The organism is Agromyces sp. NPDC055520 (genome assembly GCF_053619715.1).
Genome location: NZ_JBSHJY010000009.1, coordinates 28,615 through 49,293, shown reverse-complemented (window position 1 = coordinate 49,293; position 20,679 = coordinate 28,615). Strand labels below are relative to the sequence as shown.

General features: G+C 71.2%; 13 protein-coding genes and 1 pseudogene. 7 read left to right on the top strand and 7 right to left on the bottom strand.

Annotated elements, in window-relative coordinates; genetic code table 11:
- The gene (locus ACWGST_RS06355; RefSeq protein WP_452045814.1) at positions 1-957 is read right to left on the bottom strand and encodes an ABC transporter permease; all 957 of its coding nucleotides are present in this window, start codon (positions 955-957) and stop codon (positions 1-3) included.
- 93 nt (positions 958-1,050) lie between these two features.
- Positions 1,051-2,640: an ABC transporter substrate-binding protein gene (locus tag ACWGST_RS06350; RefSeq protein ID WP_452045813.1), complete on the bottom strand. Its 1,590-nt coding sequence runs from the start codon at positions 2,638-2,640 to the stop codon at positions 1,051-1,053.
- Positions 2,641-2,830: 190 nt separating this feature from the next.
- Between ACWGST_RS06350 and ACWGST_RS06345 the strand changes: the two genes are divergently transcribed.
- A complete protein-coding gene (locus ACWGST_RS06345; protein WP_452045812.1) occupies positions 2,831-3,508 on the top strand; it encodes a FadR/GntR family transcriptional regulator in 678 nt (225 codons plus the stop codon).
- Positions 3,509-3,520: 12 nt separating this feature from the next.
- Here the strand turns inward: ACWGST_RS06345 and ACWGST_RS06340 are convergent, their stop codons facing one another.
- Entirely contained in the window at positions 3,521-4,489 is a 969-nt protein-coding gene (locus tag ACWGST_RS06340) for an acetylxylan esterase (protein WP_452045811.1), read from the bottom strand.
- 134 nt (positions 4,490-4,623) lie between these two features.
- Here ACWGST_RS06340 and kynA point away from each other — a divergent pair, with 134 nt between their 5' ends.
- The 3 genes from kynA (at position 4,624) to ACWGST_RS06325 (ending at position 7,801) form a co-directional block, all read left to right on the top strand.
- Positions 4,624-5,505, top strand: coding sequence for a tryptophan 2,3-dioxygenase (gene kynA / locus ACWGST_RS06335; protein WP_452045810.1), 882 nt, complete (start codon positions 4,624-4,626; stop codon positions 5,503-5,505).
- Positions 5,506-5,567: 62 nt separating this feature from the next.
- The gene (locus tag ACWGST_RS06330) at positions 5,568-6,545 is read left to right on the top strand and encodes an amidohydrolase family protein (protein WP_452045809.1); all 978 of its coding nucleotides are present in this window, start codon (positions 5,568-5,570) and stop codon (positions 6,543-6,545) included.
- Positions 6,546-6,577: 32 nt separating this feature from the next.
- Positions 6,578-7,801 carry a kynureninase gene (locus ACWGST_RS06325; RefSeq protein WP_452045855.1) on the top strand — a complete coding sequence of 408 codons (1,224 nt, stop codon included), beginning with the start codon at positions 6,578-6,580 and terminating at the stop codon, positions 7,799-7,801.
- A gap of 57 nt (positions 7,802-7,858) precedes the next feature.
- Here the strand turns inward: ACWGST_RS06325 and ACWGST_RS06320 are convergent, their stop codons facing one another.
- Complete coding sequence (locus ACWGST_RS06320; protein WP_452045808.1) at positions 7,859-10,540, bottom strand: choice-of-anchor Q domain-containing protein; 2,682 nt, start codon at positions 10,538-10,540, stop codon at positions 7,859-7,861.
- Between the two features lie 154 nt (positions 10,541-10,694).
- Entirely contained in the window at positions 10,695-15,299 is a 4,605-nt protein-coding gene (locus tag ACWGST_RS06315) for a glycoside hydrolase domain-containing protein (RefSeq protein WP_452045807.1), read from the bottom strand.
- Positions 15,300-15,678: 379 nt separating this feature from the next.
- Between ACWGST_RS06315 and purS the strand changes: the two are divergent.
- The 3 genes and pseudogenes from purS to ACWGST_RS06300 all read left to right on the top strand — a co-directional run.
- Positions 15,679-15,912, top strand: a pseudogene (purS, locus tag ACWGST_RS06310) (phosphoribosylformylglycinamidine synthase subunit PurS); the annotation flags it as partial.
- Between the two features lie 110 nt (positions 15,913-16,022).
- Entirely contained in the window at positions 16,023-16,721 is a 699-nt protein-coding gene (gene purQ, locus ACWGST_RS06305) for a phosphoribosylformylglycinamidine synthase subunit PurQ (RefSeq protein WP_452045806.1), read from the top strand.
- Positions 16,722-16,946: 225 nt separating this feature from the next.
- Positions 16,947-17,879, top strand: coding sequence for an endonuclease domain-containing protein (locus ACWGST_RS06300; protein WP_452045805.1), 933 nt, complete (start codon positions 16,947-16,949; stop codon positions 17,877-17,879).
- Between the two features lie 202 nt (positions 17,880-18,081).
- Here ACWGST_RS06300 and ACWGST_RS06295 read toward each other — a convergent pair whose 3' ends face one another.
- Both ACWGST_RS06295 and ACWGST_RS06290 read right to left on the bottom strand, forming a co-directional pair.
- Positions 18,082-19,731, bottom strand: a complete 1,650-nt coding sequence (locus ACWGST_RS06295) for a GMC oxidoreductase (protein WP_452045804.1) — start codon at positions 19,729-19,731, stop codon at positions 18,082-18,084.
- Positions 19,728-20,678: a diacylglycerol kinase gene (locus ACWGST_RS06290; RefSeq protein ID WP_452045803.1), complete on the bottom strand. Its 951-nt coding sequence runs from the start codon at positions 20,676-20,678 to the stop codon at positions 19,728-19,730. The genes ACWGST_RS06295 and ACWGST_RS06290 overlap by 4 nt, the downstream gene beginning before the upstream one ends.
- Between the last annotated feature and the right edge of the window lies 1 nt (position 20,679).

The following is a 20,679-nucleotide window of genomic DNA, read 5'->3' as shown; positions in this document are numbered from 1 at the left end:
TCACACCGACCTGATTCGCGGATTGATGAGGACGTACAGGAGGTCGACGATGATGTTGATCACGACGAACGCGAGCGCCACCGTGAGCGTGACTCCCTGCACGAGGTTGGGCTCGTTGTTGGTGATGCCCTGGAGGATCAGCATGCCCATTCCGGGCAGCGCGAAGATGATCTCGATGACCACCGCGCCGCCGATGAGGTAGCCGACGCGCAGTCCGAGCACGGTGACCGGCGTGATGAGCGCGTTGCGGAACACGTTTCGGGCGATCACGACGGGCCGGGGGACGCCGGCGCCGACGGCGGTGCGCACGTAGTCGCGGTCGAGCTCCTCGACCATCGCGGTGCGCACGACGCGCGAGAGCTGGCCGATCACGGGCACGGCGAGCGAGATGGCCGGCAGGGTCATCCGCGCGAGCCAGCCCGCCGGATCTTCGCTGAACGGCGGAAGCGGGCCGGATGCCGGCAGCACGCGCAGCTGGAGGGTGAAGAGCTGGATGAGCAGCACCGCGAGCCAGAACGACGGCATCGACAGCGAGCCGACCGAGAGCACGCGGATGACCTGGTCGGGCCACTTGTCGCGGTAGAGGGCAGCGGCGACACCCAGGAGCGTCGCGCCGATGACGGCGATGAACAGGCCGAGGAAGGTCAGCTGCAGCGTCACCGGGAACGCCGACGCCACGGCGTCGCCGACGGGCAGCTGCCGCGCCGTGTAGGTGCCGAAGTCGAGTCGCACGAGGCCGGTGAGGAACGTGAGGTAACGCACCAGGAGCGGCTCGTTCAGCCCGTGGTCCTCGCGCCACCGTTCACGGTCTTCGATCGACGCACCCTCACCGAGTGCGGTGATGGCGGGGTCGACTTGGGAGAAGGACATCACGAAGAACACGAGGAACGTGATGCCCAGGATCATCAGGGGCAACTGCAGGAGTCTGCGCCCGATCAGTCGGAGCGTGTTCGACACGGTCCGTCCTTCCGGCTTGGTACGGTGCCGCTGCGGTGCGGCCGGGAGTGGGGCGGCCGGGGGCGAGACTCGCCTCGCCCCCGGCCACGGGTGCTACTTGGCGACGCCGACGTCCAGGAAGGACAGGCCGGTCGTCGGAACCGGTGCGAAGCCGACCAGCTCCTGCGAGCTCCACGCGGTGGGGAGCTTGCGGTGGAACAGCGGGTACATCGGCACCTGCTCGGAGATGAGGTCGTACGCGTCGTTCCACAGCTGCTGCTGCTCGTCGCCGCTCGCGGCGATGGCGTCGTCGAGGATTCCGCTGAGCTCGGCGAACTCGGGCGAGTCGGCCCAGTTGAAGCGCGTGTTCGACCACACGTTGTCGCCGTACCACCAGCGCATCAGGATGTCGGGGTCGTTGCCGAAGACCGACGGGTCACCGGGGGCGACCATGACCTGGTACTCGCCGGCGTCGACCTTCTTGTACTGCGCCGGCGACTGCCCGATGTCGAGCGTCGTGGCGATGCCCGCGGCATCCAGCGATTCCTTGATGAGCGGAGCGACCTCGGCCACCCAGCCGGTGTCGGTGGTCAGCAGCGTGATCGAGAGGTCTTCGACGCCGGCCTCCTCGAGCAGGCTCTTGGCCTTCTCGGGGTCGTAGGTGTAGACCGTCGACGCCTCGTTGTAGTTCGGGTGATCCTTCTGCACGAACGACGTCGCCGGTTCGGCGTTGCCGAGCATGCCGGTCTCGATGATCTTGTCCATGTCGAGCGCGTAGAAGAACGCCTGGCGCACGCGCGGGTCGTCGAACGGCTCCATCTTGGTGTTGAACATCATGAACAGCAGACCGAACGACTGCACGGTCTCGACGTCGGCCGTCGCCTTCAGCGCGTCGATGTCGATGTACGGCACGTCCTCCATGGCCTGGATCGTGCCCGACGACATCGCGGTGACGCGCGCCGCGGGGTCGCCCAGCAGGTTCCAGTTCATGCCGGCAGCCAGCGCCGGACGCGGGCCGTTGTAGTCGTCGTAGCGCTCGAACACGACCGCCTCGTTGGGGGTCGCCGAGACCAGCGAGTACGGGCCGCTGCCGACGGGCAGTGCACCGAACGCCTCGGGGTCGGCCTCGACGAGGGCCTTCGGAACGATCTTGACCACGCCGAGCCGCTCGTTGAAGAGTGCGAACGGGTAGTCGGTGGTGATGCGCACGGTGTCTTCGTCGACGGCCTCGACCGTGTCGATGAAGTCGATGAAGCCGGCGAAGAAGCCGCCGGTGTCGGGGCTCATGACGCGCTCGTAGCTGAAGACGACGTCGTCGGCGGTGACGGGCTCGCCGTTCTGGAACGTCGCCCCCTCGCGCAGGTCGATCTCGTACGTGGTGTCGTCGATCGGCTCGGGCATCTCAGCGGCGAGAGCAGCGTAGGGTTCGCGGGTGACCGGATCGAGATCGACCAGGCCCTCGAAGATGTGCCAGTTCGCCGCGAGCGTCACCGCGCCCGAGGCGAGCAGCGGGTCGAAGCTGCCGCCGAGCGAGTACGAGATGCCGGCCTCGATCGTGGCGTCGGGGTCGATCTCGGCGGTGGGCGACGGTGCGACATCGTCTTCCGCCGGCGGGGTGCACGCCGAGAGTGCGACCGTGACTGCGACCGTGCCGGCGAGCGCTGCGGCCCACCTCGCTCGGCGGCGCCGTGTGATTCGGATCATCATTGCTCCATATCCAATGGGGGTGCGGGAGGGCGTCTGCAAGAATCTCGGGGAGATATCGGACATCAGACATCCTACGTGACTAGGATGAAGCTAATACTCAATCGAGCGAAAGGTCAAGCCGGGCATGACGATACGTGATCAGACCGTGACCCCCGCCCTGTCGACGAGCCCGCGGAAGCGGGAATCGGTGACCGATCAGATCAAGAGCCTGATCCTCGCCGAGGGCCTGCGTCCCGGCGATCTGATGCCCACCGAGGCGGAGATCTGCGCCCGCCTCGAGGTGAGCCGGTCGAGCGTTCGCGAGGCCATGCGCATGCTCGCGGCCCTCGACATCGTCGAGGTGCGCCACGGGCACGGCACCTACGTCGGCCAGCTCTCGCTCGCCCCGCTCGTCGAGGGACTCGTCTTCAGGGGCATCGTCGATCAAGACGACAGCCTCGCCGCCCTGCTCGAGGTCGTCGAGGTGCGCGAGGCGCTCGACCTCGCGATGGCCTCGCAGGTCGCGACGGTGCTCGACGGCAAGCACGACCCAGAGCTCGAGCGACTGGTCCGGACCATGGCCGAGAAGGGCGCTCGCGGCCTGCCGTTCGCAGAAGAGGACCTCGCGTTCCACACGCGCCTGCTCGGCTACCTCGACAACACGCTCGTCGGCCAGCTCGTCGCCGCGTTCTGGGAGGTCAACAGCGTCGTCTACCCGCGGCTCGGGCTCGCACCGGCCGCCGACATCGCCGACACCGCGCGCGCTCACGGCGCCATGCTCGCCGCGGCGGTCGCGGGCGACGCCGACGCCTACCGACAGGCCGTGATCGAGCACTACCTGCCGTTGCGACGCGCGCTCGAGAAGGCGAGCGCGGCGGCCTCCTGACGCCGACCCGGGCTACCCCTCCGAGAGCATCTCGGCGAACGCTTCGAGCGCGAGCACGTCGTCGTCGACACCGCCGCCCTCATGGCCGTTGTACGGCCACACGGTGATCGACTTCGGGGCGGGCGAGCTGTTGTAGGCGGCGAAGACCGTCGACGGCGGGCAGATCGCGTCCATGAGGGCGACGGTCACGCGCAACGGCGCGGTGCCGCGGCGTGCGAAGTTCACGCCGTCGAAGTACGAGAGGGTGTCGAGCACCGCCTCGGTGCGGTCGCGGTAGTGCGCGAGGTACTCGGCGATCTCCTTGTACGGGCGGGCGTCGGTGATGACCGTGGCCCGCGGGAAGTCGCAGAGGAACGGCACCCGCGCGATGACGCCCGCGAGGCCCGGCACGAGGCCGCCGACCGCCAGCGCGAGCCCGCCGCCCTGACTGATGCCGGTCACCACGAGCCGCGATGCGTCGACGAGCGGCAGCTCCCCCGCGGCATCCGTCAATCTGACCGCGTCGGTGATCAGGCGACGGTAGTAGTACTGCTCGGCGCTCTCGATGCCGCGCGTCAGGAAGCCCGGCACCTGCGGGCCGGAGCCGGCCTCGTCGGCGGTGGCGCCGCGCGAGCCGCTCCACGCCTGGCCTCGCGTGTCGAGTTCGAGGTGGGCGTAGCCGGCCGACGCCCACAACAGGTTCTCGATGCCGTCGCCCCGGCCGCGGCCGTAGCCGTGCAGCTGCACGACGGTCGGCAGCGGCCCGTCGGTGCCCGCGGGAACGCGCAGCCAGGCGCGCACGAGTTGGCCCCCGAAGCCGCGGAAGCTCACGTCGTAGACATCGAGCGTGACGAGCGGCGTCGCGGCACGCGTCATGGTCGCGTCGACCGCGAAGCCGCGCGCCTCGGCGAGCGTGCGCGCCCAGAACTCGTCGAAGTCGGCCGGCTCGCGGCCACTGCCGAGGTAACTGCGGAGTTGGGACTCTGGAAGGTCGACGTACACGCTGTGCCTCTCGAACTCGGTGCTCGGTTCTCGGCGCTCAACCTAGCATGACGCGCGCACGAAATCTGACGTCAGACGTTCAGTCCTGGGCGGCCGCATCCGCCGAGCGCCCCGGGCGTGATTAGGCTGGAGCCGTGAGCACTGCGGCAAGCAACCCGATCGACGGCGTCGAAGCCAACACGCGCACGATCGAGGCATCCGTCGTCACGGACTTCAGCGATCGCATGAGCTACGGCGGCTACCTCGACCTGCCCACCCTGCTCTCGGCGCAGCGCCCGATCTCGCGGCCCGAGCACCACGACGAGCTGCTGTTCATCATCCAGCACCAGACCACCGAGCTGTGGCTGAAGCTCGTGCTGCACGAGCTCGAGACCGCACGCGACCTGCTGCGCGCCGACCTGCTCGCGCCGGCGCTCAAGTGCATCGCGCGCGTCAAGCACATCCAGAAGACGCTCACCGAGCAGTGGTCGGTGCTCGCGACGCTCACGCCCACCGAGTACGGCCAGTTCCGCGGCGTGCTCGGCAACGCGAGCGGGTTCCAGTCGTACCAGTACCGCGCGGTCGAGTTCGTGCTCGGCAACAAGAACGCGAAGATGATGCAGGTCTTCGAGTCGGATGCCGCGGCGACCGAGATCCTCCGCCATGCCCTCGAGTCGCCGAGCCTCTACGACGAGTTCCTGCGCCTCCTCGCCCGCGCCGGCTACCCGATCCCCGTGTCGGTGCTCGAGCGCGACGTCACGCAGGCGTGGACGTTCGTGCCCGAGCTCGTGCCCGTCTTCGCGTCGATCTACGCCGACACCGACGAGCACTGGTCGGCCTACGAGACCTGCGAAGAACTCGTCGACCTCGAAGACAACTTCCAGCTCTGGCGGTTCCGCCACCTCAAGACGGTCGAGCGCATCATCGGCAACAAGACCGGCACGGGCGGGTCGAGCGGCGCGAGCTTCCTGCGGCGGGCACTCGACCTCACCTTCTTCCCCGAGCTGTACGCCGTGCGCACCGAGATCCCGGGCTGACCATGCCGCCGGCCCCGCCCCCTGACCCCGCTCCGCTCGACCTCGGGCCGCACGCACGGCGCGTGCGCCGGTCGATGGGCGGCGAGCACCCCGGCGAGACCGGCACGATGCTGCCGCCGCTCATCGACCACCACGTGCACCTCATGCTCGTCGGGCCCGACGAGCTGCGCGAGTCGGCGCTCGCGGGCGTCGTCGACCTCGGCGGCCCGCTCGACGCGATCGCGGCGTACGCGCGCCGCGGCGGGGTGCCGCACATCGCGTTCGCGGGCAGCTTCCTGACCGCACCGGGCGGGTATCCCCTCGACAGGCCCTGGGCGGCCCCCGGCAGCGTCCGCGAGATCTCGGTCGCGGCGGGCGACGAGCGCGCCGCCCTGCCGAGTGCGGCCGAGACGGCGGTCGGCGAGCAGCTGGCGTTCGGGGCATCCGTCATCAAGGTCGTGCTGAACGCCGTCGCCGGCCCGGTGCTCGACGCGGCCACCCTCGCGGCGGTCGTCACGAGCGCGCACGACGCGGGCGTGCAGGTGGTCGCCCATGTCGAGGGCGATGGGATGTCGCGGCTCGCGATCGACGCCGGTGTCGACGCCCTCGCCCACACGCCGTTCACCGAGCGGCTCGACGACGAGCTCATCGCGCGGGCCGTCGCCGCCGGGCAGCGCTGGATCTCGACGCTCTTCGTCGCGGGCTACGGCCGGGCCACCCCTGAAGCGGCGATCGCGCTCGAGAACCTCGGCCGATTCCACGCCGCCGGCGGGCGGGTGCTGTACGGCACCGACCTCGGCAACGGCGAGCAGCCGCTCGGCGTGAACCCCGCCGAGCTCGCGTTGCTCATCGACGCGGGCCTCGAGGCATCCGCTCTGGTCGATGCGCTGACCGACCCGTGGCCGGCGGCCGCCGACGCGATCGCCTTCGACGGCGCCGTCGCGTCCTTCGTGCCCGGCGCGCCGCCCGCGCGCCTCGACGCCCTGCCCGCCTGGCTGGCGTCGGCCCGCATCCACCCCGCCGAAGACCTGCAGCCGTACGTCGAATTGGAGCACCGGTGACCCACGACCCGCACCTCGCCTTCGCCCGCCGCATGGACCGCGCCGACGGGCTCGCGCACTATCGCAAGCGCTTCGCGGGAGCCGAGACCGACCTCGTCTACTTCGACGGCAACTCGCTCGGCCGGCCGCCGGTGTCGGCGATCGAGCGCGTCGAGCGCTTTCTGCGCGACGACTGGGGCGGCCGCCTCATCCGTGGTTGGGATGAAGCGTGGTTGCAGCTGCCCACCGAGATCGGCGACCGCATCGGCCGAGCCGTCATCGAGGCGAAGGCCGGCCAGACGATCATCGGCGACTCGACGACCGTGCTGCTCTACAAGCTCGCCCGCGCCGCCGTCGACGCGCAGATCGCACGCGACCCCGGCCGGCGCGAGATCATCGTCGACACCGACAACTTCCCGACCGACCGCTACGTGCTCGACGGCATCGCCCGCGAGCGCGGCATGCGGCTGCGCTGGATCGAGGTCGACACCTCGGCCGGCGTCACGCCCGAACAGCTCGCCGAGGCCGCGGGGCCCGAGACTGCGCTCGTCGTCGTCTCGCACGTCGCCTACCGCTCTGCCTATCTGGCGGATGCCGCCGAGCTCACGCGCATCGCCCACGACGCGGGCGCCCTCATCCTCTGGGATCTCTGCCACTCGGCCGGCTCGGTGCCCGTCAAGGCCGATCTCTGGGGCTTCGACCTCGCGGTCGGCTGCACCTACAAGTACCTGAACGGCGGGCCCGGCTCGCCCGCGTTCGCCTACGTGCGCGAAGACCTGCAGACCGTGCTCACCCAGCCGATCCAGGGCTGGTGGGGCACGACCGACATGTTCGCGATGGGGCCGGAGTACGAACCCGTGCCCGACATCCGCCGGTTCCTCTCGGGCACCGCACCGGTCGTCGGCATGCTCGCGATGGAGGAGACGCTCGCGATGATCGAAGAGGCCGGCATGCCGGCGCTGCGTGAGAAGTCGGTCGCCCTCACCGAGTTCGCGATCACGCTCGCCGACGACTGGCTCGCGCCGCTCGGCGTGACCCTCGCCTCCCCCGCCGACCCCGAGCAGCGCGGCGGGCACGTCACCCTGCACCACCCCGCGATGCGCGAGGTCACCGCACGCCTCTGGCAGCGCGACGTGATCCCCGACTACCGCGACCCCGGCGGGCTCCGCATCGGCCTCTCGCCGCTCTCGACGAGCTTCGAAGAGGTGCACCGCGGGCTCGCCGCGACACGCGAGGTGCTGCTCGAGGTGCTCACCGAGCGGGCCGGGCTCGCGTAGTCGCTCATCACCGCCTGGTCATCGCGGCCCGTCATCGCGGCCGCTCACCGCAGCCGCTCACCGCAGCCGCACGGTCGTCGCGTTCGTGTTCAGGATGTCGCCGTCGGAGCTCTTCACGAGGATCCCGACCGAGTGGGTGCCGACCGCGAGCGCCTTCGTCGTCTTGACGTCGAACTGGAACGTGTTCGACACGGGGTTGTACGTCGCACATCCCTTCACCTGGCCGTCCATCGTCACGAAGACGAGACAACTCGGCGACAGCAGCGACGCGGCCGCCGTGTCGCTGATCGGCTGACCGCTCGCGTCGCGCAACTGGAACCGCACCGGGATGTTCGACCCGCGCTTGTACGACGACTGCGGCACCGGCTGCAGGAGTCCTGAGAACCCGTAGGCCACGACGAACTCGCAGTCGACCGTCGTGGTGTTGCCGGCCACATCGGCGCCCGTGAGGGGCTTCGCGCCGACGCCCGCGACCGCGATGTCGCCGGCGGTGACCGTCGCCGTGACCGGGGTCGCGGCCGGCCCCGAGAGTTCATCGCTCACCGTCGCCGAGAGACCACTCGTCGGGGTGCCGCCGACGACGTAGCTCGGCCTCGCGTCGCACGTGACGACCGGGGCGGTCTCGTCGACGCTCACGGTCGACTGGGCGGAGCCCCGATTGCCGGCGAGGTCGGTGCACGTCGCGGAGAGCAGGAGCGCGGCGCCTTCGCCGCTCGAGCTGGAACTCGTCATGCACGCCGACGGGTCGATGCCCGAGCCGCCCGTGTCGGTCCAGTTCCAGGCGATCGTGACGTCGCTCGTGTTCCAGCCGGCGGCGTTGGCGGTCGGTGACGCCGCAGCTGCCGCCGTCGGCGCAGCCGTGTCGGCGGGCGGGTCGAACTCGAAGGCGCCGATGTCCACACCGCCGAGCTGCGGGCGTGCGACGCCCCGCTGGTCGTCGAGTGGCGCGACGACCGCGTCGGCGGTGTCGATCGCCGGACTCGTCGGCGCGAGCGCCATGGTCGGCGTGCGACCGGGCGCGTTGAGCGCGAGCGCCCCGAGCTCGGGATCGGCCGTCTGCGTGATCGCCGGGCACGGGATGCGTGCGTCGGTCGCGTGCGGTGTCACGAGGTTGTCGGTTCCGGATGCGGCGACGCCGCCGAGCACGAAGCACTCGTCTCGACCGGAGTTGCCGGCCACGATCGTGTTGCGCAGCGCGAGCGACGTCGGGTCCCCCGTGATCGGCTTGTAGACGACGATGCCGGCGCCGTCGCCGGTCGTCTCGTTGGCGGCGATCGTGGAGTTCGTCACGGAGAGCGCGCCGCCGACGGTGAAGATCGCGCCACCGGCATCAGAGCCGTTGTCGGCTCCGGCATCTGCGAACCCCCCGGTGCCCGCAACGCCGCGGACGGCGAAGTTGCGCGTGAACGTGCTGTTGCTGACGATGACGGTCGCGCTGTACCCGAAGATCGCGCCGCCGAGGCCCGCCCCACCGCCACCGTAGAGCGCGCTGCCGTTGCCGGCGAAAGTGCCGCCCTTGCCCGGGCCGCCGGAGAAGACGCCGCCAGGTGCGCCGCCACCGCCACCGCCGAAACCGCCATCGCCGCCGCTGCCACCGCAGTAGGCGCCGCAGAGGGTGACGCCGGGTTCGGCCGTGGCGCCGCCTCCGCCACCCCCGAAGCCGCCGTGCCCGCCGTCGCCGTCGTCGTAGGCTCCACCGCCGCCTCCGCCTCCGTCGCCACCGTCGCCACCGTCACCGCTGCCGAACGTGCCGTTGCCGCCACCACCACCGCCACCACCTGCGCACTCGGCGTCATCGCCGTCCAGGTGTGCGAGGAACTCGTCGAGGACGCTCAGCAGGGCACCCTCTCCGCCGCAGCGGTACCCGCCCGCCGCCGTATCGAAGATCGTGTCGCCCCCGCCATTGGAGACCGTTCCGCCGCCACCACCGCCGTCGGCGCCGATACTAATGCCGTCGGACCCACGGCCGCGAGAGCCACCGCCACCACCGGCGTCGGAGCCGCCCCAGCCGGCGAGTCCTCCGCCGCCACCGCCACCGGCACCGCCGATGTCGGTTCGACCACCACCGTTCCCGCCGGTGGCGCCGTTCGCCTCGAAGGTGCTCCATTGCACGCGGAGCGCACCGTCGTGCACGGCGATGGCACCCCCTGCACCGAGCCCGCCGCCCCCGCCGCGGTTGCCGCCGTTGCCGCCGCGCGCGGCGAAGTCCTTCACATGCACCTCGCGCAGGTCGAGGCTGCCGGTCGGACCGACCGCGAAGGCCCGGACGTTCAGGCTGCCGCTGTGCGCGATGGTCGCGCCACGCCCCTCGATGACGAGCGACGACGTCACGAGTGGCGTGGCGGTCGGGCCCAGGTAGTTTCCGGCGTCGTCGATGATCGAACCGAACGCATACGTCGCGCCGGGCATGAGCTCGATGACGTCCGTGCCGCTGCCGGCGGCGCTGCCGGCGGTGCAGCCGGTGTCGATGTCGGCACTTCGCAGGTCGGGATTCGGCACGACGCTCGCATCGTTGTTCGCCGCGAGGATCGCCTCGGGCAGCGTGCAGCCGGTGTCACCGAGCGCTTGGGAGGTCGAATCGACGACGATCACCGAGTCGGCACGCGCCGGGCTCGGCGCGCCGGTCGCCGCGAGCAATGCGCCGGCGAGACCGGCGATGCCGACGGCCACGACCCCGGCGCGGAACGGGAGCGAGGTGAAGCGCATGATGACCTCCGGCCCGGTGGCATCGATGCGCACCGCCTCCTCGAATCCTCCTCCGCAATGCGCACGCTGAATAGGTGAGTGTTGCTCGAATCTTGACCCCAGATCGGGGCGGGGCGCGCGTGGCTCGGGCGACGAGGTCGGGGCGAGGGTCGCCCCCCGCCCCGACGTCGCTCAGTCGCTCAGTCGCTCAGGAGCACTTCGCCCAGGCATCCGCCCAGTCTCCGTGATCCTGCCCGACCGCGCCGTTCGGGTCGAGCACGAGATCGAGCCGGTCGACGCCCGAGACGTCGACCGTGGCGCTGCCGGTCGCGCTCGCGGCGGTCATCACCGCGGGCGAGCGCCAGCGCTCGCTTCCGTCGCCGCGCACGACGAACAGCACCGAGCCGCCCGTGGCCATCTCGTCGTCGATGCCGTAGTCGAACGACACCGCTTCGCAGCGCCCGCCGAGCTCGAGCGAGATCGTCGACACGGCGTGCGCACCGAATCCCTTCGCGTACCGAGTGCCGCCGAGCGACAACGCCTGGCCGTCGCCTGCGGCGTCCTCGCCGTTCGACATGTCGATCTCGACCGGGCCCCAGCCGTTGGTCGTGTCCGTCGGCGTGACGTCGGAGAGGAAGAACCCGCCCGCAACGATGCTGACGCTCTTCGACGCGAGCACGGCGTCGCCCGTGGCGAGCCCGAGCTGCAGCCGGTCGAGGCCGCTTCGGCCCTGCGGATCGAGCACGAGCTCGATGACGCGGGTCTCACCCGGCGCGACCGTGACCTCGACCGGTTCGGCGGCGAAGGTCTCGAGGCCCGTCGCCGCGAGCGTGACGGTGCGCGCCTCTGCGCCGATGTTCCTGACCGGGATGCTCGCCGTGATCGTGTCGCTCGCGCTCGCGACACTCAGTCGGTCGAGCTCGATCGCCGCAAGCGGCGCGACCGCGTCGACGATGTCGGCGCGCACAGTGACGGCCTCCAACACGCGGTCGTCGCGAGAGGTGACCACGATGTCACCGGTGAACCGCTCGCCGGCGGCGCCGGTCACCGGCATCGTCACCGTCCAGGTACGGGCAGCGCCGGGCTTGACCGGCGCGTTGCCCTTGGCGGCGTCGACGCTGAGCGCGCCGGGCACGTCGACCGTCACGTCGCGCAACCGCTCTTCGCCCGCGGTCACCGTCACGTCGAAGGCGGCCACGCCGCCGGCGGCGACAACGCCGCCGTCGATCGACGCGACGACATCGGCGCCGTCGGTGTTCGCGAGCGCGGCGATGAGCGCCGCCCGGTGGTCGAGCATCCTCGCCCACGACGACGGGTTCGAGGCGCCGGCGGCGTCGACGCCCGCGAGCGCCGCCGCGACGACCGGGTGGTCGGCGCCGAGGGCCTGCTTCGCGAGGTCCAGCAGTTCGGCGTCGTCCTGTCCGTCACGGAACAGCTCCCACCGGGTCGATGAGACCGGGCCGGCCTCACCGGGGTAGACGATGTACTCGTCGCCCTGGCCGTAGCGGAAGCTCGGGTCGGCGTAGACATCCTCCGGCCACGAGTTGTAGGTCCACCGCAGGTAGCCGTCCAGGTCGCGCTGCTCGACGATCCAGCCGAGTGAGCGCGTGTTGTACGGCGGGGTCGGCACCACGGTGTTCGGCACTGTCGGCTCGTTCCACGTGTAGAAGAGCGTGGGCTCGCCGGCCGCGCGGCGTTCGTCGATCAGCTGCTGCGGCACGTCGTCGAGGAAGCTGACGTTGAACGAGATCGCCTCGGCGATGTCGGCCTCGGCGAGCGAGTTCGCCGCGAGCGCGATCTTGTCGCGCCACTCGGGGCTCACCGCGTCGAGCACCGCGAAGGCGGCGTTCATGCGGTCGAGCGGCTGTTCGTCGAATGCCAGACGGGTGTCGTCGAACCAGCCCCGCTCTTTCAGGTGGACCGTGAATGCGGTGAGGAATGCCTTCCACGCCTCGTTGTAGCGCGCATCGCCCACCGTGACGGTCTCGTCGACGCGCTCGCCGGTGCGGGTGTCGGTGTAGGTGATGCGGTCGTGCCGCTGGAACTGCAGCATCGCGAAGGCGTGGATGTCGGTGCCCATGCCGGCGGCTCGGGCGTCGGTGACGAGGCGGTCGAACACCGCGAAGTCGAAGTCGAACGACTCGCCGTCCCACTTCCAGTCGACCGTCGATCGGTATGGGCTCCACGTCTGTGCGCGGATCTGACCCTGGTGGTTCACGAGCCACGGGTCCTCGGTGATCGCGAGGTTGACGACGTCCTGACCCGCGGCCGCGAGATCGGCCCAGTACGGCTGCAACGCGGCGAAGTGCTCTTCGCTCCAGGGCTCGAGGCCGAGCTGGTCGGCGACGGCATCGGGCTGCGACCACAGATCGAGCACGAACGGCCGGTCGGCCACGGCGCGGAGGTCGACGTTCGGCACGACGATGCGCAGCGTCCGCTCGGCGATCGCACCGGCGGCGCCAGTCACAGCGACCTGCGCCTCGTAGACACCGGGGTCGGCGTCCGCCGGAACCTCGACGGTGAACCACACGGGCTGGTTGCGCCCGGCGGGCACGTCGACCGACTCCACCTCGCGCAGCGGGTCGGCGATGAGGCCGCCCTGCACGGTGTTCTCGATGAACTCGGGGTAGCGCACGCTGACGGCACCCTCGAGCGTGGCCGGCATCTTGCGCTCGAGTTCGGTCGGCGTCGAGACGCTCACGGCGAGGTCCTCGATCTCGTCACCGGCGGTGACCGCGAGCTGGGCGCTCGCGCGCCCGTTCGCGGGCACCTGCAGGGTCAGGGGTCGCTCAGCACCGATCGCGGCACCCGCCGAACCCACCCGGGGAACGCGCGCGAACGACGAGGTCGCGAACTCGCCCGACGGCACGACGACGGCCGCAGCGCCCTCGACGGCGATGCCCTCGGCCAGGTCGACGGGGAACAGCCGTGCATTCGCCTCGACCGCGATCCCGGCGGCCTGTGCGGTCGCCCTGTAGCTCGTCGACCAGACGCCGGCGGCGAGGTCGGCTGCCGTGACCGTGTGGTTCGGCGAGGTGTTGCGGCAGACGTGACTCGCGCCGGGCGCGAGCGAGGAGTAGTTGCAGGCGGCACCGCCGGCGGGCTCGACGAGCTTGATACCCGTGAGCGTCACGTTGCCCGTGTTGACCACCTCGAGCCAGGGCTGGATGCGGTCGCCGATGAGGCCCTCGGCGCCCGCCGTGTAGATCGCGTCGAGCACGGGCCGCACTTCGAACGAGGGAGCCGGCACGAGGTTGGACGCCGTCACCTGGAACGCGGCGTCGACGAACGAGGTGCCGCTCTCGGCGCGGTACTCGAGTCGCACCGTGTGCGTTCGCGTATCGGCGTCGGCGGGCGGGGTCAGGGGCACCGACACGGTGGTCTGTTCACCGGGGGCGAGCGCCGGAACGTCGACGTCGGCGCCGCTCCACCCCGAGCCGGCCGCGAGCGCGAGTCGGGCCGCGGGCAGCGCTGCGCCGCTCTGGTTCGCGACCGTGACCTTCGCAGTGGCCGCCACGCCGGCGGTGAAGCTCGGCGCCTCATCGATCTTCAGCGAGGCGCAGACGCCGCCGACCCAGTCGAGGTCGAAGCTCGTGTACGAGATGTGGCGGTAGCCCTCGCGCTCGTAGAGCAAGCCATAGCTGCCGCCGAGTTCGCCGCCGGCGTTCGGAAGCGGAGTGAGCGTCGAATAGGCGGATGCCCCGGACTGCACGACGTGCTCGATCGGCCAGGTGTCGCCGGAGTCGCAGCTCATGCGCACCGTGAGGTTGCGCCGCACGTTCTGGTTGGCGGTGTTGGAGTGCAACAGGATCTGCGCGCGCGGGTCGTCTGCCGCGGCATCCGGAAATGCACGGATGACCGAGCCGTTGTTCGCGGGATCGGGCAGTTCCCTGTCTGCGGTGAACTTCGAGTACGTCTGGCCGCCGTCGGTCGACCTCGCGACCTGCCGGTAGGGCGCCGAACGCGACACGAGCAGCACGCTGCCGTCGGCGAGCTCGGCGACCTTGTTCTCATCGGCCCCCGGGCCGACCGGTTCGCTCGTCTTCCAGGTCGCCCCGTGATCGTCGGAGTGGGCCGAGACGGCGAAGTTGCCGCCGCCGATGCGCACCGTGTACTGCTGGATGAGTCGACCGGCGTGCTCGCCGGTGCGAAGCTGGATGCCCTCGCCGCTCGCGGCGAACATGCCGGCCCAGTTCGTGCGATCGCCCTTCAACTGGTCGGTGATGCGGTGGTGCTGCCACGTGGCGCCGCCGTCGCGCGACACCGAGTAGTCGGCGTGCAGCACGTTGGGGTCGTTCGGGTCGCTGCCCGTGCCCGAGCCGGCGAAGCCCTGGTTGATCGAGGCGGCGTAGAAGACGAAGAGGTCGCCGGTCTCGCGGTCGACCAGCACCGAGGGGTCGCCGTAGCCGTTGGGCGCGGCATCCTGGCGGATGATCTCCTGAGCGCCCCAGGTCGCACCGCCGTCGGTCGAACGGCGCATGAGCAGCGCGATGTTCGACGGGAGGTCGTTCATGGTCGGCCGCCCGTCGAAGACGGCGATGAGGTCGCCGTTCGGCATCGTGGTGAGCGCCGGGATCCGGTAGCGCAGCCAATCGCCCTCGCCGCGGCTGGCGATGTCGACGAGCGAGAGCGCCGGGTCGAGTCCATCGGCGGGAGCGGCACCCTGCGAGGCCGCAGCCGTGGCCGACGTGGTCGGAGCGACCGCATCTGCGGCGGGCGCCGCGGGGTCGGGCTCGGCCGCCGAGGCGGCGAGCGCCGAACTCCCGACGAGCGCGAGGGTGAGCAATGCCGTGATGATCGGCGAGGCACGCATGCGGATTGATCTCCTTCGATCGGCGGTGACACCCGGGGCGTTTCGAGCGGCACCCGTGCACCGGTTTCGCCGCGAACCTAGCATTAACGTCTGACGTCACACAACCGATCGTTGACTGATTGTTTTTGATTTGAAAACGGCGTGATGAATCAATATCGGGCAGCGAGCCGTCGACGGTTCCGGGATGGGTCCGAGCTCGAACACCCCTCGGTCGACCGGAAATGGAAGGTTGTGCAGGCAGGCCGCGCTGGCTCTGCGGAACGATCCGATCGGCGCCGCACGGCTGCAGCGGGAGTGCGACGGCACGTGTGCCGGTGCAACGGACGGCCCCGGGTAGAATCGAGGCATCCACACCCTCGACACCGGACGGAGAACCGCGGTGCCCACCATCGTCGTCGACGTGATGCCCAAGGCCGAACTGCTCGACCCCCAGGGGAAGGCCGTCGCCGGCGCCCTCGCCCGCACCGGACGCACCGGGTTCAGCTCGGTGCGCATCGGCAAGCGATTCGAACTGACCGTCGACGGGCCCGTCGACGACGCGCTGCGCGAGCAGGTGCAGCAGATCGCCGAAGAGATCCTCTCGAACGGCGTGATCGAAGACGTCGTCGGCATCCACTACGAGGTGACGAACGTCGAGCTGGCCGAAGAGGCCGGCCACGCGGCATCCGTCACCGCCGACGGCTTCGGCGCACCCGCCGGCGAGACGCACTGAGCGGGCCCGCCATGCGCATCGGTGTCATCACCTTCCCCGGCTCGCTCGACGACCGCGACGCGCAGCGCGCCGTGCGCATCGCGGGCGGCGAGCCCGTCGCCCTCTGGCACGGCTCGCACGACCTCGAGGGCGTCGACGCGCTCATCCTGCCCGGCGGCTTCAGCTACGGCGACTACCTGCGCTGCGGCGCGATCGCCTCACTCAGCCCGATCATGACCGAGGTCGTCGCCGCGGCGAACGCCGGCATGCCGGTGCTCGGCATCTGCAACGGCTTCCAGATGCTGACCGAGGCGGGCCTCCTCGAGGGCGGGCTGATCCGCAACGACCACGGCTCCTTCATCTGCCGCGACCAGGTGCTCACGGTCGAGAACGCGTCGACCGACTGGACCGGGGAGTTCGAGGCGGGCCAGCAGATCACGATTCCGCTGAAGAACGGCGAGGGCGGCTTCATCGCTTCCGACGAGACGCTCGACCGGCTCGAGGGCGAGGGCCGCGTGGTGTTCCGCTACGTCAACGTGAACCCCAACGGGTCGCTCCGCGACATCGCGGGCATCTCGAACGCCCGCGGCAACGTGGTCGGCCTTATGCCGCACCCCGAGCACGCGGTCGAGCCCGGCTTCGGCCCCGACACCGCCGCCGCGATGCGGTCGGGCGTCGACGGCCTCGGCTTCTTCACGAGCATCGTCAAGAAGGCGCTCGTCGAGGCGTAGCCACGGCGTTCCCCTCTGCTCGGCCCTTCTCGGCGCTGCCCGGCGCTGCCCGGCCCTGCTCGGCCCTGCTCGGCGTGCGAGTCGCCAAGAACTGTTCTCGCACCGCGGTCTTCCATCGATATTTGGCGACTCGGCGACCGGGGCGACTCGGCGACCGGGGTGACTCGGCGACCCCCCTGTGGATGATCTCCGACGCCGCGCCGCGAGGCCGGGCAGAGTGACGGGATGCCACAACGCATCCCGATCCCCGACGCGCTGCGCGACCGGGCGTTCACCACGGTCGAAGGCCTGAGCGCCGGGCTCGGCGAAGGGCGTCTGCGCGGCTCCGACCTCACCCGGCCGTTCCACGGGATCCGAATCGTCGTCGAAGCATCCGACCCCGTCGCCCGGTGCCGCAGCTACCTCCCACGGCTCCGTGACGGGCAGTTCTTCAGTCACGAGACCGCCGCTCGGCTCTGGGGCGTCCCGCTGCCGACGCCGTTCGACCCATCGGCGCCGTTGCACGTCTCGTCGTTCGCACCCGAGCGGCCGCCGCGCACCCGCGGAGTCGTGGGCCATGAGCTCCGCCCCGGCCGGGTCGACGTCGTGACGCGGTCGGGAATGCCGGTCGCCGATGCGGCGTCGACCTGGTTGCAGCTCGCCACGGCGCTGCGCCTCGACGATCTGGTTGCAGCGGGCGACCACCTCGTACTCGACCCCGCGGTGCTCGATCCCCGCGACATCCGACCGCATCTCCCACTCCACGAACTGCTCGAGGCCGCCCGAAAGTACCGAGGGCGGGGCCGACGCCTCGCGGTCGAGGCCGCGAGGCTCGTGCGCATCGGCGCCGAGTCGCGGCCCGAGAGCCTGCTGCGACTCCTGTTGCTGCGCGCAGGGCTGCCCGAGCCCGAGCTGAACTTCGTGGTCATCGGAGCCGACGGCGGATTCGTCGCGCGGGTCGATCTCGCCTACCCGCGGGTCAAGGTCGCCGTCGAGTACGACGGCGACCAGCACCGCACGAGCACCCGCCAGTACGACCACGACATCGCACGCTTCGACCGGCTGCACGACCTCGGGTGGCATGTCGTGCGCGTTCGCGCGCGCGGCCTCTTCCGGTTCCCGGACGACACCGTCGATCGGGTCACGCGGGTGCTCGCCGACCGGTCCGGCGCGCGCTGACCCCCGAGCATCCGAACCTGGCGACCGAGTCGCCCGAAACCGTGCTTCGCGGGCCACGATGTGCGCGTTTTCTGGCGATTCGGTGGAGTGAGGAGCGGCGCGGCGGGACGGGAGAGCGCGGCACGGCGGGAGAGCGCGGCACGGCGGGAGAGCGCGGCGGGGCGGGAGAGGGCGACGGGGCGGGGTCGCGGGGCCGTGGCCGTCACCCGCGCCCGAGCAGCTCCTCCTGCGTCGGCCGCTGATCGGCGGCACTGCGGCGCGGCCAGTACGACAGCGCCCGCTCGGCCATCGCGGTGATCGTGAGCGAGGGGTTCACGCCGGGGTTCGCCGGCACCGCCGCGCCGTCGACGACGTGCAGGCCCGGGTGGCCCCAAACGCGGTGGTACGGGTCGATGACGCCCGCCTCGGGCGAGCCCGACACGACCGCGCCGCCGAGGAAGTGCGCCGTGAGGGGGATGCCGAACACCTCGGGCCACGAGCCGCGCGCCGACGCCGGCACACCGCCGGCCGCCTGCATGCGCGCGGCGATCGCCTGCACCGCGAGATGCGCCCCCGGCAGGTGGCTGGGATTCGGCTCGCCCTCGCCTTGGGCGCTCGTGAGCACCGGGCGCCCGAAACGGCGGCGCAGCGAGAGCGTGAGCGAGTTGTCGGCCGTCTGCATGACGAGCGCGATGATGCCGCGCTCGCTCCAGCGACGCAGCGAGCTCACGCGCAGGGTCGTGATCGGATGCCGCAGCGCACCCCCGATCAACGCCCCGAGCCGAGCGAGAAGGGGTCGACCACCGGGTACCAGCCCCGTCGCGAGCATGCCCATGAGGTTCGACCCCGGCCCGTACCGCACGTTCTCGACGTGTGTGCGCTCGTCGACGTGGAACGAGGTGGTGATCGCCACGCCGCTCGCGAGGCCGAGCCCCTCGGGCACCGACACCGCGACCGCGCCGTCGAGGGCCTCGGAGTTCGTGCGCGTGAGTCGCCCGAGCGCGTCGGAGAGCCCCGGCAGGGCGTCCGAGTCCTTCATGCGGTGCAGCAGTTGCTGCGTGCCCCACGTGCCGGCGCCGAGCACGACCTGCTCGGCGCTCACCGTGCGGCGGTCGCGGCCGAACCATGCTCCGGTCCGCACCGAGGTCACGGTGAAGCCGCCGGCCGGTCGTTCGCGCACCTCGACGACGGTGCGGAGCGGCTCGATCGTCACCCCGAGTCGCTCGGCGAGCGCGAGGTAGTTCTTCGCGAGCGTGTTCTTCGCGCCGACTCGGCAGCCGACCATGCAGTTGCCGCAGAGCGTGCACCCGGTGCGATCGGGCCCGTCGCCGCCGAAGAACGGGTCGGCGACCGTCTCGCCGGGGCGACCGAAGTACACCCCGACGGGCGCACGCCGGAAGGTGTCGCCGACCCCGAGGTCGTTCGCGGCATCCGCCATGATCTGCTCGACGGGGCCCGAGTGCGGGTACTCGGGCACGACGCCGAGCATGCGCTTGGCCGTCGCGTAGTGAGGGGCGAGTTCGGCCTGCCAGTCGGCGAGCCCGCGCCACTGCCGGTCCTCGAAGAACGACGCGCCGGGCTCGTACAGCGTGTTCGCGTAGTTCAGCGATCCGCCGCCGACGCCGGCGCCGGCCAGCACCATGACGTGCGGCAGCTTGTGGATGCGCTGCACCCCGAAGCATCCGATCGCGGGCGCCCAGAGGTAGCGTCGCAGGTTCCACGAGGTCTTCGCGAAGTCGGCGTCTGCGAAGCGGCGGCCGGCCTCGAAGACGTGCACGCGGTAGCCCTTCGAGGCGAGTCGAAGGGCCGCGACCGACCCGCCGAAGCCCGAGCCGACGATGACGACGTCGTGGTCGAAGGCGGGGGCGGTCATGCGGATGCCTCGTGGCCGGTCGCTGCGGCGACGGCCGCGCCGCCCGTGGCAGGCACGAACACGGTGAGCGCGCCCGGCACCACCCTGATCGTCGCGCGCCCCGAACCGACGCGCTCGCCGTCGGCGTAGATCACGAGCCCCGGGGCATCCACTTCGACCGACCGCGACCGTGCGATCGTCACCTCTGCGCGCTCGACATGCGTGCCGCGCAGCAGCAGCGGGAAGAGGCGCACGAGCTTCGACCGCCCGAGCGGGGCGACGTGCGTGACGTCGAGCAGTCCGTCGGCGGGGTCGGCACCCGGGCACACCGGCATGCCGCCGCCGTAGCTGCGCGTCGAGCCCACGGCGATGAGGGTGCCGGGCATGGCCTGCATCGCGCCGCCGTCGAGGGCGACGGCGAACGGCATCGGGCGCAGGCGCGCGACCTCGATGAGGATCGCCAGGTAGTAGCGCACGCGCCCGCGAGGCCAGGTCAAGCGGTTGGTGCGCTCGCTGACGTGCGCGTCGAAGCCGAGCGCCGCGACGGTCAGGAAGCGCACGATGCCCGCGGCCGACTCGACCTCGCCGACGTCGATCGCGCGGGGCGTGCCGTGCAGGGCGAGTTCGGCGGCCGTCGAAGCGGCATCGGATGCCTCGAACGGCAGGCCGAGGGCGCGCGCGAGGTCGTTGCCGGTGCCTGCCGGCACCAGTGCGATCGGCACGCCGGAACCGACGACGGCATCGAGCACCGACGAGAGGGTGCCGTCGCCGCCGACGACCACGAGTGCGCGCGGCCGGCTCGCGACGGCCTCGCGCGCGAGCCGCCGGGTGTCGTCGACCGAGTCGCCCGTGAACACGCGCACCTCGGCGGCGAGCGCCTCGAGACGCTCGACGGCTCGTGCCGCCGCGGCGGCACCGCGGCCTCGGCCCGAGCTGGGGTTGACGAGCACGGCGATGTGCCCGGTCATG

Bases quoted from the DNA above. Each gene is read 5' to 3' on its own strand.
- ACWGST_RS06350 (WP_452045813.1), bottom strand. From the start codon at position 2,640: ATGATCCGAATCACACGGCGCCGCCGAGCGAGGTGGGCCGCAGCGCTC.
- ACWGST_RS06325 (WP_452045855.1), top strand. From the start codon at position 6,578: ATGGACCGCGCCGACGGGCTCGCGCACTATCGCAAGCGCTTCGCGGGA.
- ACWGST_RS06315 (WP_452045807.1), bottom strand. From the start codon at position 15,299: ATGCGTGCCTCGCCGATCATCACGGCATTGCTCACCCTCGCGCTCGTC.
- purQ (WP_452045806.1), top strand. From the start codon at position 16,023: ATGCGCATCGGTGTCATCACCTTCCCCGGCTCGCTCGACGACCGCGAC.
- ACWGST_RS06300 (WP_452045805.1), top strand. From the start codon at position 16,947: ATGCCACAACGCATCCCGATCCCCGACGCGCTGCGCGACCGGGCGTTC.
- ACWGST_RS06295 (WP_452045804.1), bottom strand. From the start codon at position 19,731: ATGACCGCCCCCGCCTTCGACCACGACGTCGTCATCGTCGGCTCGGGC.
- ACWGST_RS06290 (WP_452045803.1), bottom strand. From the start codon at position 20,678: ATGACCGGGCACATCGCCGTGCTCGTCAACCCCAGCTCGGGCCGAGGC.